Source organism: Neobacillus niacini (genome assembly GCF_023715415.1).
Lineage (GTDB): Bacteria > Bacillota > Bacilli > Bacillales > Cytobacillaceae > Neobacillus > Neobacillus niacini_C.
In genome coordinates this window covers 412,983-425,136 of record NZ_JAMBOB010000006.1, presented here as the reverse complement: position 1 = coordinate 425,136, position 12,154 = coordinate 412,983, and the positions used below count along the sequence as shown (strand labels likewise).

Annotated in this window: 12 protein-coding genes; 11 read left to right on the top strand and 1 reads right to left on the bottom strand. The window is 39.1% G+C overall.

Annotation, left to right across the window (positions count from 1 at the left end; genetic code table 11):
• Nucleotides 1–87: 87 nt before the first annotated feature.
• The 9 genes from M3189_RS16875 (at nt 88) to M3189_RS16835 (ending at nt 9,850) form a co-directional block, all read left to right on the top strand.
• Nucleotides 88–1,968: a methylmalonyl-CoA mutase subunit beta gene (locus M3189_RS16875; protein ID WP_251635518.1), complete on the top strand. Its 1,881-nt coding sequence runs from the start codon at nt 88–90 to the stop codon at nt 1,966–1,968.
• Nucleotides 1,969–2,005: 37 nt separating this feature from the next.
• The gene (gene scpA, locus M3189_RS16870; protein ID WP_435368095.1) at nt 2,006–4,147 is read left to right on the top strand and encodes a methylmalonyl-CoA mutase; all 2,142 of its coding nucleotides are present in this window, start codon (nt 2,006–2,008) and stop codon (nt 4,145–4,147) included.
• Entirely contained in the window at nt 4,148–5,281 is a 1,134-nt protein-coding gene (meaB, locus tag M3189_RS16865) for a methylmalonyl Co-A mutase-associated GTPase MeaB (protein WP_251635507.1), read from the top strand.
• 104 nt (nt 5,282–5,385) lie between these two features.
• Nucleotides 5,386–5,823, top strand: a complete 438-nt coding sequence (locus M3189_RS16860) for a BrxA/BrxB family bacilliredoxin (RefSeq protein WP_251635506.1) — start codon at nt 5,386–5,388, stop codon at nt 5,821–5,823.
• 218 nt (nt 5,824–6,041) lie between these two features.
• Nucleotides 6,042–6,818: a transporter substrate-binding domain-containing protein gene (locus M3189_RS16855; RefSeq protein WP_251635504.1), complete on the top strand. Its 777-nt coding sequence runs from the start codon at nt 6,042–6,044 to the stop codon at nt 6,816–6,818.
• Nucleotides 6,819–6,892: 74 nt separating this feature from the next.
• Nucleotides 6,893–7,552, top strand: coding sequence for an amino acid ABC transporter permease (locus M3189_RS16850; RefSeq protein ID WP_251635502.1), 660 nt, complete (start codon nt 6,893–6,895; stop codon nt 7,550–7,552).
• Nucleotides 7,545–8,267 carry an amino acid ABC transporter ATP-binding protein gene (locus M3189_RS16845; RefSeq protein WP_251635500.1) on the top strand — a complete coding sequence of 241 codons (723 nt, stop codon included), beginning with the start codon at nt 7,545–7,547 and terminating at the stop codon, nt 8,265–8,267. The genes M3189_RS16850 and M3189_RS16845 overlap by 8 nt, the downstream gene beginning before the upstream one ends.
• A gap of 59 nt (nt 8,268–8,326) precedes the next feature.
• Complete coding sequence (locus M3189_RS16840; protein ID WP_251635498.1) at nt 8,327–9,310, top strand: aromatic acid exporter family protein; 984 nt, start codon at nt 8,327–8,329, stop codon at nt 9,308–9,310.
• 24 nt (nt 9,311–9,334) lie between these two features.
• Nucleotides 9,335–9,850: a L,D-transpeptidase gene (locus M3189_RS16835; protein ID WP_251635496.1), complete on the top strand. Its 516-nt coding sequence runs from the start codon at nt 9,335–9,337 to the stop codon at nt 9,848–9,850.
• A 47-nt stretch (nt 9,851–9,897) separates the two neighbouring features.
• On the opposite strand, the gene prli42 is transcribed toward M3189_RS16835, so the two are convergent.
• On the bottom strand, nt 9,898–9,993 hold the full coding sequence (gene prli42 / locus M3189_RS16830; RefSeq protein ID WP_179292532.1) for a stressosome-associated protein Prli42: 96 nt from the start codon (nt 9,991–9,993) through the stop codon (nt 9,898–9,900).
• Between the two features lie 162 nt (nt 9,994–10,155).
• On the opposite strand from prli42, the gene mce reads away from it, so the two are divergent.
• Together mce and M3189_RS16820 are read left to right on the top strand one after the other, a co-directional pair.
• Nucleotides 10,156–10,560 carry a methylmalonyl-CoA epimerase gene (gene mce / locus M3189_RS16825; protein ID WP_251635494.1) on the top strand — a complete coding sequence of 135 codons (405 nt, stop codon included), beginning with the start codon at nt 10,156–10,158 and terminating at the stop codon, nt 10,558–10,560.
• 6 nt (nt 10,561–10,566) lie between these two features.
• Nucleotides 10,567–12,117, top strand: a complete 1,551-nt coding sequence (locus tag M3189_RS16820; protein ID WP_251635492.1) for an acyl-CoA carboxylase subunit beta — start codon at nt 10,567–10,569, stop codon at nt 12,115–12,117.
• Nucleotides 12,118–12,154: the final 37 nt, after the last annotated feature.

Genomic DNA, 12,154 nt, shown 5'->3' with positions numbered 1-12,154 from the left:
CTTTGTCCATCTATCTTAAAATAAAACTAAGTGTAATATATTGAATATTGGTTTAATTTACGAGCTTTAGGAAGGGGGATGTTGTGTTTGGATAACTTTCGAAATCAATCTTTTTCATTAAAGACGAAAGAAGATTGGGAAGCAAAAGCAGAGGAATCTTTAAAGGGGAAAAGTATTGAAACATTAAAAAGCAATACATATGAAAACATAATTTTGGAACCGCTTTATTCCCAGTTAGATGATCGGAAAGCACCAGACTATCCTGGTGGTTCAGATTTTCGTAGAGGCATTTACCCATTAGGATATGTAACAAATGATTGGAAGGTAGCACAGCGAATTTCTTATCATTCGGTTGACGAATTAAAGGAAAAGCTCCTTGGCGGCGTTGAAAAAGGACAAACAGCTCTTTCATTTGAAGTCTCGGAGACACTTTTTGAAACCAAAGAACCTTTAAAGGATGTACTTGGGGATTTACCTTCTACATTCCCATTAGCTGTTAATGGGAGGGGAATGCAATCAGCATTGCTGGCATTATTAGCAGAAGGAGAGGAAAGTGCTAATGTTGTCAAAGGCTATGTTAGCAGCGACCCATTGTCTTTATTTGCAGAGGAAGGCTTCATTGAAGAGGACTTTTTCAAGGGCTGGATGGGAGATATCAAGCTCGCAAATCTAAATCTACCAAATTTACGGACAATATTAGTAAATACCTCAACCTACCACCAAGGTGGAGCAAATGCAGTTCAGGAGCTTGGGATTGCTGCTTCAACGGGTACATTCTATCTTCAGAAGCTGCTTGAAGGCGGAATGAAGCTAGAGGATATTCTTTCGAAAATGATATTTCAATTCTCAATTGGCAGCAATTTCTTTATGGAAATGGCCAAGCTGAGAGCAGCTCGAATTCTCTGGGATAAAATAACCAAAGTATATGGAGCCAAAGCTGAGGACCGGGGAATGCAGATTTCTGCCGAAACATCTACGTTTACCAAGACGGTTTATGATCGCCATGTAAACATTCTTCGTGCAGGAAATGAAGCATTTGCAGCAGTTGTAGGCGGAGTACAATATCTGCATGTAACACCATTTGATGATATTACGGGAAGTTCTCAACAATCTGAACGAATTGCGAGAAACACCCAAAATATTCTGAAGGAAGAAGCTCATCTTCGAACTGTCGTTGATCCTGCTGGAGGCTCTTGGTATGTTGAAACATTGACCACAGAGCTAGCCGAAAAAGCGTGGAAGTATTTCCAGCAGATTGAAGCAAATGGCGGTATGCTGGAAGTATTAAAATCAGGCTGGTTACAAGAAGAAATTTCTTCCGTTCTTACACAAAGAAATCAGGATATTTTTACAAGAAAACAAAGCATTATCGGTACGAATGTTTATTCAAATCTAGCGGAAGAAGCAGTTCCTGTTAAAGAAGATGTCAAGGATTCGTATTTTGCTCAGATTGATTCTAGTGCAATTAAGATAAAGGCAATTAAGAACAACAGATTATCAGAGCCATATGAGGAATTACGTAATAAAAGTAAATATATTGAAAGAAAGACAGGCTCTTCGCCGCAGGTTGGCTTGATTTGTCTCGGGGAGTTAAAACAATACAAACCTAGGTTAGATTTTATGCGGGGTTTCCTCGCAGCAGGCGGATTAAAAGCTGTCGACAGCGGTCCGGTTACTTCATTGGAAACTGTCAAACTATTTATCTCAAGTCAAGAAACTAAGTATTTCTGTTTATGCAGCAGCAATGATCTATACGGTTCCCTAGGATTTGAAATGATTAAAGTACTGCGTATTGAATTCCCAAATCGAATTTTTTATTTAGCGGGATTGCCTGAAAAGGACTTGCAATCACAATGGAAGAATGAAGGCATAAGGCAGTTTATCCATATAAAAAGTAATTGTTTTGAGCTTCTTTCAACCATTCTTTCAGAAATGGAGGTGGGCTTAGATGAGTACACAAAAGCCTGATTTTCAAAGTATTTCTCTGTTTGAAGAGCAAGACTTTATGACAGAAGAGCAGTGGAAGGAACAGGTTGATAAACAAATAGATACTTCTATTGATGATTTACTGTTTGAAACAAATGAGCAAATTCAACTAAAACCACTCTATACCACGGAAGACCGTGAAGGAGTGCAGCATTTAGATGACCTCCCTGGAATACCTCCATTTACTCGCGGGCCATACCCGACGATGTATGTAAATCGGCCATGGACAGTAAGGCAATACGCTGGGTTTTCAACTGCCGAGGAGAGTAATGCATTCTATCGAAGAAATCTAGCCATGGGTCAAAAGGGCTTGTCCGTTGCCTTTGATTTAGCTACACACCGCGGCTATGATTCCGACCATCCGCGCGTCGTTGGCGATGTTGGTAAAGCTGGGGTTGCTATTGATTCTGTATTGGATATGAAGACCCTTTTTGATGGTATTCCGTTAGATCAGATGTCAGTTTCCATGACGATGAACGGTGCTGTTCTGCCAATCCTAGCCTTTTTCATCGTTACGGCGGAGGAACAAGGAGTCACACAGGACAAGCTGTCTGGAACGATTCAAAATGATATTTTAAAAGAATATATGGTCCGAAACACATATATCTATCCGCCTGAGATGTCGATGAAAATCATTGCTGATATCTTCGAGTATACTTCTAAATATATGCCGAAGTTTAATAGTATTAGTATTTCTGGCTATCATATGCAGGAGGCGGGTGCTCCTGCTGATTTGGAATTAGCTTACACGCTGGCAGATGGATTGGAGTATGTACGCACAGGGCTCAAGGCTGGAATTGATGTTGATAAATTTGCACCACGGTTGTCCTTTTTCTGGGCGGTGGGCATGAATTATTTTATGGAAGTAGCGAAAATGCGGGGTGCTCGTTTAATCTGGGCAAAAATGATGAAATCATTCGAACCTAAAAACGAGAAATCTATGGCCCTCAGAACACATTCCCAAACATCAGGATGGAGTTTAACGGAGCAAGACCCTTTTAATAATGTAATGCGGACCTTGCTTGAAGCACATGCTGCCGCTATGGGGCATACACAATCACTCCATACTAATGCTTTGGATGAAGCAATCGCACTGCCAACAGATTTCTCAGCTCGTATTGCCCGAAATACACAATTATTTTTACAAGAAGAAACAAGTATTACCAAAGTTATTGATCCATGGGCAGGTTCCTATTATGTTGAAAAGCTTACAGATGAATTAGTAAAAAGAGCTTGGACACATATTGAAGAAATAGAAAATCTCGGCGGTATGGCAAAGGCAATCGAAACTGGTCTTCCAAAAATGAGAATTGAAGAAGCGGCAGCAAGAAGGCAAGCACAAATTGATTCCGGGAAAGAAACCATAATCGGCGTTAATCGCTACCGACTGAAAAAAGAAGAAGCAATTGATATATTGGATATTGATAATACAGCAGTTCGTTTAAAGCAAATTGAGAAATTAGCGAACTTAAAGTCAGGCCGTGATGAATCAAGGGTAGCAGAAGCTTTAGCCTCTTTAACAAAGGGAGCCGAAACAGGTGAAAGCAACCTGTTGGAGCTAGCAGTTCAAGCAGCAAGAGTTCGGGCAACCTTAGGTGAAATTTCCGATGCGATTGAGAAAGTCTCCAGTAGACATAAAGCGGTTATTCGTTCTATTAGCGGCGTATATAGTAAAGCATATACGAACGAAGAAGAGATATCTGAAGTAAAACAGATGACGGACGACTTCCTTGAGAATGAAGGCAGAAGACCGAGAATTCTCATTGCCAAAATGGGGCAGGACGGTCATGACCGTGGTGCGAAAATTATAGCAACTGCCTTTGCAGACTTAGGATTTGATGTGGATATTGGTCCATTATTCCAAACTCCAGAAGAAACGGCCATTCAGGCGGTTGAAAATGATGTGCATGTCATTGGAATGAGTTCACTGGCTGCAGGTCACAAGACGTTATTGCCGCAGCTTGCACAGGAGTTAAAAAAGCTTGGACGTGAGGATATTCTACTTGTAATCGGCGGGGTTATCCCAGCTCAGGATTATCAATTTTTATATGATAATGGAGCTTGTGCCATCTTCGGTCCAGGGACCATAATCCCAGTTGCTGCACAAAAGGTAATCAAGGAAATTTATAAACAGCTTGGTTATGAGGAAGTGTCACAATAAATGTCTGAGGATATGAAACCGGAATGGACCAATCCGAATGAACCGGAAAAATTCTCAACCGTAATCAAAAAGGGACAAGAGGTAGATGGTCAGTCCGTTGCCATCGAAAAAAACATCGTCTATCGTAAACGTCAATCAAACGACCCTTCGGTTGAAGAGTTAGTTGAAGGTGTACTGTCAGGGAATAGAGGGCAGCTGGCTCGGGCGATAACTCTGATTGAAAGTAATGCAGAGCAGCATTTTTATAAGGCACAGGAGCTTTTGCAAAGGCTCCTGTCTCACAGTGGGGAGTCAATCCGAATAGGAATTACTGGTGTCCCTGGTGCTGGGAAGAGTACGTTTATTGAGAATTTTGGCACTTACCTTTGTGACCTTGGTTTAAGGGTCGCTGTACTGGCGATTGACCCCAGCTCTAGTCTTTCAGGCGGGAGTATTCTTGGTGATAAAACAAGAATGGAGCAGTTATCGCGGAATCCTAGGGCGTTTATTCGGCCCTCGCCAACAGCAGGAAAATTGGGCGGGGTACATCGGAAAACCAGAGAAGCGATGCTGATTTGCGAAGCAGCAGGTTTTGATGTGATTTTAATTGAAACCGTCGGTGTGGGTCAAAGTGAAGTAATCATACGCGACATGGTTGATTTTTTCATGCTCCTTGTCCTGACAGGTGCTGGTGATGAATTGCAAGGAATGAAGAAAGGGATTATGGAGTTAGCAGATGCTGTCCTTGTTCATAAAGCAGACGGAGCGAATAAAGAAAAAGCGGAGCAGACGAGAAATGAGTATAGCCGTATCCTGCATTTTCTTCAGCCAGCTACCAAGGGATGGGCGTCTAAGGCATATACCTGCTCTTCATTTACCGGTGAAGGGATTAAAGAGGTTTGGGAAGTCATAAAGGATTTTGAGGAGAAGGGAAAGTCGCGGGGAGTGTTTGCAGAAAGGCGAAAAGGACAACAGCGTGATTGGATTTATTCATTGATATCCGATCAACTGCATTATAGCTTCTTTCACCATCCCGAAGTTAAACTCAAATTACCTCAGCTTGAAAATGAAGTAATGGCTGGAGAAAAAACAGCTGCAACTGCAGTAGAACTTCTATTCCATGCATTCTTATCAAAAAAATGTAATGACTGTTAATTGTTGACAGTTATCTTTTTAGAAAAATAAACTCTTTCGTTTGGAAAAAACACATTTTTACTGTTATCATATAGTTATATCGACATAAATTAGGAGTGAAAAGTATGAGCATGGATTTCAATTTTTTCATGAATGATGTTGTGACTCAAGCACGTCAAGAGATCACCGCAGCTGGTTATAAAGAACTTAAGACACCTGAAGAGGTTGAAGAAGCTCTTGAACAAAAAGGTACTACCTTAGTAATGATTAATTCTGTATGTGGCTGTGCAGGCGGTATTGCACGTCCAGCAGCAGCTCATGCCCTTCATTATGATAAACGTCCAGACAATCTTGTTACTGTATTTGCAGGTCAGGATAAAGAAGCAACAGAAAAAGCACGCAGTTATTTTACAGGCTACCCACCATCCTCTCCATCATTTGCTCTATTAAAAGATGGAGAAATTGTTTCAATGGTTGAGAGACACCAAATTGAAGGCTACGATCCAGCAACAGTAGTAGCAAGACTACAAAAAGAATTCGAAGAAAACTGCGAAGAACTATAAATTGCAATATGAAGGGCTAATTCCTTAACCGGGAGTTAGTTCTTTTTTTTTATATTATAAAAGTAATAATAAATTTTTATAAATATACTTGCATAATGATTTTATCATGTGTTAAAATTCATTACGTTGCATAAATATTAAACCTTAACTCTATAAAGTTAGTAAAAGTAGTTTAAAATTTTAATTTTAGTATTCAGAAAATTATAGGAGGAAAACAAATGAAAAAGGTAATTGGTTTATTCTTAATAATGATTTTAGCTGTTGGTGTACTGGCAGGCTGTGGAGAAGATAAAGATTCTAAAGCAGGTGACAAAAAGACATTGGTGATGGCAACCTCTGCTGATTATGCACCGTTTGAGTATATTGAGTCAGATAAAAGTGACGAAATTATTGGTTTTGATGTTGATTTAGCGAAAGCAATTGCTGGCAAACTTGGTTATGAAGTTGAAGTAAAAGATATGGATTTCGGCGGTTTAATCCAGTCACTTAAATCTGGACAAGCTGACTTTGTACTAGCGGGAATGACTCCAACCGAAAAAAGAAAGAAAAACGTTGATTTCAGTGATATCTACTATACAGCACAACACATGGTTATCTCTAAAAAAGACAGTGGTATTTCAACAGTAGAAGATTTAGAAGGTAAAACAGTTGGTGTTCAGTTAGGTTCTATTCAAGAGGGTAAAGCAGACGAAATTAATGAAACTGTTGCAATAAAAGTTGAGAATCGTAACCGTATCCCAGAACTTATTCAAGAATTGAAAGCTGGCCGTTTTGACGCAATTATTATTGAAGACACAGTGGCTAAAGGATACCTTGATAAAGAAGCGGATTTAACTAGCTACACAATCAGCGATGACCCAGAGGAAGCAGGATCTGCGATTGCATTTCCAAAGGACAGTGCTTTAACGAAAGAATTTAACAAAGAGCTTCAAGAAATGAAAGATAATGGCGAGCTGCAAGAATTGATTGTTAAGTGGTTTGGTGGGGAAAACTAATTTTACAACCAAGACGTTCAGAAAGTCTTCTGAACGTCTTACTAATTTCATTACATAGAGAGGACGGCAGATGAATGAACTTAGATTTCGCACAATTCATTCCTTCAATGCCATACATTTTAAAGGGAATATTTGTTACCCTTAAAATTGTCATTCTGGCAGGGATAATAGGCTTTATTTTAGGCATTATCCTTTCTTTATTTAAAATTAGCAAATATAAATTTCTAGGCTGGTTTGCTGACGCCTACACCTCGATTTTCCGAGGGACTCCGCTCGTACTACAGCTGATGTTGATTTATTATGGTTCGCCACAATTAATTGGCTATCAAATTGAACCTTATACAGCTGCGATACTATCCTTTGCTCTTAATTCAGGTGCTTATATATCTGAGATTATTAGAGCAGGAATTCAGGCAATTGATAAAGGTCAGCAGGAAGCCGCAATGGCTCTTGGTGTTCCATACTCGAAAATGATGTGGGATATCATTCTCCCGCAGGCTCTTAAAAATATTCTGCCTGCATTAATGAATGAATTTATTACATTAACGAAGGAATCAGCGATTGTTACTACAATTGGTGTAATGGATATCATGCGCCGTTCCTATCAAGTTGGGGCCGAAAATTATTCATTTTTCGAACCACTTTTAATAGCTGGACTTATTTATTACTTAATGGTCGTGACCTTGACATTCCTTGGAAAAGTGGTTGAAAGGAGAATGAGACGCAGTGATTAAGGTTGAAGATTTGCATAAAAATTATGGAAAGCTCGAAGTTCTAAAGGGAATAACCACTACAATTGAGGCAGGAGAAGTGGTTGCCATTATTGGACCATCCGGTTCAGGAAAGTCTACCTTCCTTCGCTGTATGAATCTACTTGAAAACCCAACAAGTGGTAAAATATTTGTCGGCGGCCAGGATGTTACGGATAAAAAGACTAATATTATGAAGGTACGACAAAACGTTGGAATGGTTTTTCAACATTTTCATTTATTCCCACACAAGACTGTTTTGCAGAATCTAACGTATGCGCCGATTAAGGTAAAAGGGTTAGCAAAGGCTGAAGCAGATAAAATAGCCTTTGATTTGTTAGATAGAGTAGGATTAAAGGAAAAAGCAAATGAATATCCAACAAGATTATCTGGGGGCCAAAAGCAGCGTGTTGCGATTGCAAGAGCATTAGCCATGGAGCCGGACGTTATGCTTTTTGATGAACCGACCTCAGCGCTTGACCCAGAAATGGTAAAAGAAGTTCTTGATGTAATGAAATCCCTTGCTCATACTGGAATGACAATGGCGATTGTAACCCATGAAATGGGTTTTGCCCGTGAAGTGGCGGATCGAGTCCTTTTCCTAGACGGTGGAGTATTAGTCGAAGATGCAAAACCGCAGGAATTTTTTACAAATCCAAAGAGCAAGCGTGCACAAGATTTCTTGCAAAAAATGCTCTAATAAGGATAAGCTAAAGATGGTCTATATGGATCATCTTTTTTTCTTTGAGGAGACATAGTATGAAATTTCGTATTGGATATCGGACAATAAAAACGGCATTAGGAACAGCTATCTCTATTTTACTTGCTCAGCAGTTGGGCTTAGATAACTTTGCCTCAGCGGGAATCTTAACTATTTTGTGCATTAAGGTAACGAAAAGAAAATCAGTACGTGCTTCTTGGGATCGATTTTTAGCTTGTGTGTTAGCAATGGCATTTTCAAGTCTATTTTTTGAGGTTATAGGATACCATCCAATCGTAATTGGAATTATGCTATTATTCTTTATCCCCACTGTTGTCATGTTCAAAGCAAACGATGGAATTGTTACGAGTAGTGTCATTATTTTACATATCTATATGGCTAACAATTTATCTGTAAATCTTTTTATTAATGAGCTTGCTGTCATTATTATTGGAATTGGAGTAGCACTCATTATTAATCTTTATATGCCTAGTGCAGATAATAGATTAAAACACTATCAGTTGAAATTAGAGGATAATTTTAAAGTCATTTTTTCTGAAATGGTCAAATTTTTAAGAACAGGGGAAAGTGATTGGTCAGGACAAGAAATTACGGGAACAGCTAAATTACTTGAAGAAGCAAAATCATTTGCCTTTCGAGATGTGGAAAACCACTTTTTAAGGGATGAAAATGACTATTTTCATTATTTTAAAATGAGAGAAAAGCAATTTGAAATTATTGAACGGGTTTTACCGATTGTTACTTCCCTAACAGTTACCGTGCCCCAAGGGAAAATGATTGCTGAATTTTTGGAAGAACTGTCCAATAATATACAGCCAGGAAATACTGCTCATATTTATCTTGAAAAATTAAAAGTGATGAAAAAGGAATTTGAAGAAATGGCGCTCCCAAAAACAAGAGAAGAATTTGAAGTACGTGCTGCACTCTTGCAGTTAGTGAAAGAAATGAATGAATACTTAATCATTAAAAGTTCCTTTAAGACATCAAAATTGAATAAATCGAGGAAACTGGAAGCAAACTAATGAAAAAATGGCAGGTGGATTTTTATGATAAAGATACTATCGCCAATCCTGTTTGCTTTTTTTATTTCTCCTCTTTGGCCGCTGGGTCCAAATCCACTCCCTGGAGATCCTTTTGTTATTGTCAATAAAACAACGAATGAATTGGCTTTCATTGATGATAATAGGGTCCAAACCGTTGTGAGCGTTGGAACTGGAAAAACCAAGGATTTAACTCCAGAAGGACTATTTACGATAACCATAAAAGCACAAGACCCTTATTATCGCCGGAAGGATATCCCCGGTGGAGATCCTAACAATCCCCTTGGTTCTAGATGGATTGGCTTTGATGCGCAAGGTACAGATGGGCGGATTTACGGAATTCATGGAACCAATCAGCCTGCCTCCATCGGCAGGTATGTTTCACAAGGATGCATTCGTACACAGAATGAAGTCATTTCCTCCTTGTATCCTTTAATTCCATTAGGAACGAAAATCTTAGTCACTTCAACGAATAAGACATTTACACAGCTAGCAATAGAAAATGGAGCCATAGATAAATAGTAAAAGGGACTGTTCTTTGCGAACAGTCCCTTATCTATGTTTTTTTATTAAATAAATTGAGCAATTCCGATTAGAAGAGTTGAGGCTAACATAGCGATTAACATTAAGTAAACAACGATTTTTCTTGTTCTTTTCTTTGACAAAGTGGGTGCCCCCTTTATATTAAATACCTTTATTACTATTTTACAGGGAAAATCCCATTTGAACAATGGAACAACATCTCAATTTGGGAAGGAATTATGAATTTTTTAGCGAATAAGGTAATTGTCGAAACTATTATAATATTGGAAAATAGAGGGGTATAAATGATTAAAAAAGTGGACCATATTGGAATTGCTGTTCGAACGCTCGAGACTACACTTCCTTTTTACACAGATGTACTTAATTTGCCATTACTAGGGATTGAAGAAGTAGAGAGCCAAAAGGTTAGAGTTGCGTTTCTAAAGGCCGGAGAAACCAAACTTGAGCTTCTTGAGCCTACTTCAGAAGAAAGCACCATTGCCAAATTTATTGAAAATCGCGGTGAGGGGATACACCATGTAGCCCTTGGCGTTGATTCAATTGAAAAAAGAATTAAAGAAATGAATGAAAAAGGAATTAGGATGATTGATAAGGAGCCAAGAATCGGTGCAGGAGGGGCTCACATTGCTTTTATGCATCCAAAGTCAACATCAGGTGTTTTAGTCGAGCTATGCGAAAAGAAGGGATGAGGGTATATGATAGACATCTATGAAAAAATTAATGAATTGTATGATAAACGCCGGGAAGTAGAGCTTGGCGGCGGTGATGAGAGAATTGATAAACAACATGAAAAGGGGAAATTAACCGCAAGAGAAAGAATAGAGCTTTTAGTAGATAAAGGGTCTTTCGTAGAATTAAGTCCATTTATCGAGCACAGAACCAATGACTTTGGTTTGGATGAGCAAAAAGGACCTGGTGACGGTGTTGTTACGGGTTATGGGAAAGTAAATGGCCGGCCCATCTACTTATTTTCACAAGATTTTACTGTATTTGGCGGTGCACTTGGGGAAATGCATGCCAAAAAAATAGCAAATGTTATGGATTTAGCTGCTAAAAATGGTACTCCGTTTGTCGGGTTAAATGACTCTGGTGGTGCACGAATCCAAGAAGGTGTTGTTTCACTGGATGGTTACGGACATATTTTTTATCGAAATGCGATTTATTCAGGGGTCATTCCGCAAATATCCGTTATAATGGGTCCTTGTGCCGGTGGAGCTGTCTATTCACCTGCTATTACCGACTTTGTTTTTATGGTTGAAAAAACAAGTCAAATGTTTATTACAGGTCCAAAAGTAATTGAAACGGTAACGGGGGAGAAAATTTCTGCAGAGGACCTTGGAGGAGCACATGTTCACAATAGTATTAGTGGAAATGCTCATTTTGAATCTCCTTCTGAGCAGGAAGTTTTAGAAGAGGTTCGTAACCTTCTAAGCTATCTGCCGCAAAATAATGAAGAAAAACCACCAAGACTAGAAGTTGAAGAGGAAAATGATTATCGACCAGACTTAACAGACGTTATTCCATTCGACGCTATCCGACCATATGATGTCCGCAAGGTAATTGAACAGGTATGTGATTCAGACTCCTTTATGGAAATTCAAAAAAACTTTGCGAAAAATATTGTCGTTGGTTTTGCTCGAATTAAAGGTGAGACCGTAGGGCTTGTTTGCAACCAGCCAAAAGTAATGGCGGGCGGACTTGATATTAATTCATCCGATAAAGCTGCAAGATTTATTCGTACCTGTGATTCGTTTAATATCCCGATTATTACATTTGAGGATGTAACAGGTTTCTTTCCAGGAGTTAAGCAGGAGCATGGTGGGATTATTCGCCATGGTGCGAAAATCCTATATGCCTATTCAGAGGCAACGGTTCCAAAACTGACGGTTATTTTAAGAAAAGCTTACGGAGGGGCGTATGTAGCACTTAATAGTAAGTCGATTGGAGCAGATTTAGTCTATGCCTGGCCAAATGCTGAAATTGCGGTAATGGGTCCACAGGGTGCTGCCAATATCATTTTTGCGAAAGAAATCCAAAATAGTGATAATCCCGAACTAGTAAGGCAGCAAAAGATTGAAGAATACCGTGAAAAGTTTGCAAATCCATATGTTGCGGCCAGCAGAGGGATGGTCGATGATGTCATTGACCCTAGGGAAACGAGAATTAAAATTATCCAAGCATTAGAAATGCTTCGAAATAAAAAAGAATCTAGACCTTTCAAGAAACACGGAAATATTCCACTTTAAAGCAATCATTTGAAGACCGATTTATGAAGGAGTATAC

Coding starts and splice junctions, on each gene's coding strand:
- meaB (WP_251635507.1), top strand. CDS start 4,148: ATGTCTGAGGATATGAAACCGGAATGGACCAATCCGAATGAACCGGAA.
- M3189_RS16835 (WP_251635496.1), top strand. CDS start 9,335: ATGATAAAGATACTATCGCCAATCCTGTTTGCTTTTTTTATTTCTCCT.
- scpA (WP_435368095.1), top strand. CDS start 2,006: ATGACAGAAGAGCAGTGGAAGGAACAGGTTGATAAACAAATAGATACT.
- mce (WP_251635494.1), top strand. CDS start 10,156: ATGATTAAAAAAGTGGACCATATTGGAATTGCTGTTCGAACGCTCGAG.
- M3189_RS16855 (WP_251635504.1), top strand. CDS start 6,042: ATGAAAAAGGTAATTGGTTTATTCTTAATAATGATTTTAGCTGTTGGT.
- M3189_RS16860 (WP_251635506.1), top strand. CDS start 5,386: ATGAGCATGGATTTCAATTTTTTCATGAATGATGTTGTGACTCAAGCA.
- M3189_RS16840 (WP_251635498.1), top strand. CDS start 8,327: ATGAAATTTCGTATTGGATATCGGACAATAAAAACGGCATTAGGAACA.
- M3189_RS16820 (WP_251635492.1), top strand. CDS start 10,567: ATGATAGACATCTATGAAAAAATTAATGAATTGTATGATAAACGCCGG.
- M3189_RS16850 (WP_251635502.1), top strand. CDS start 6,893: ATGAACTTAGATTTCGCACAATTCATTCCTTCAATGCCATACATTTTA.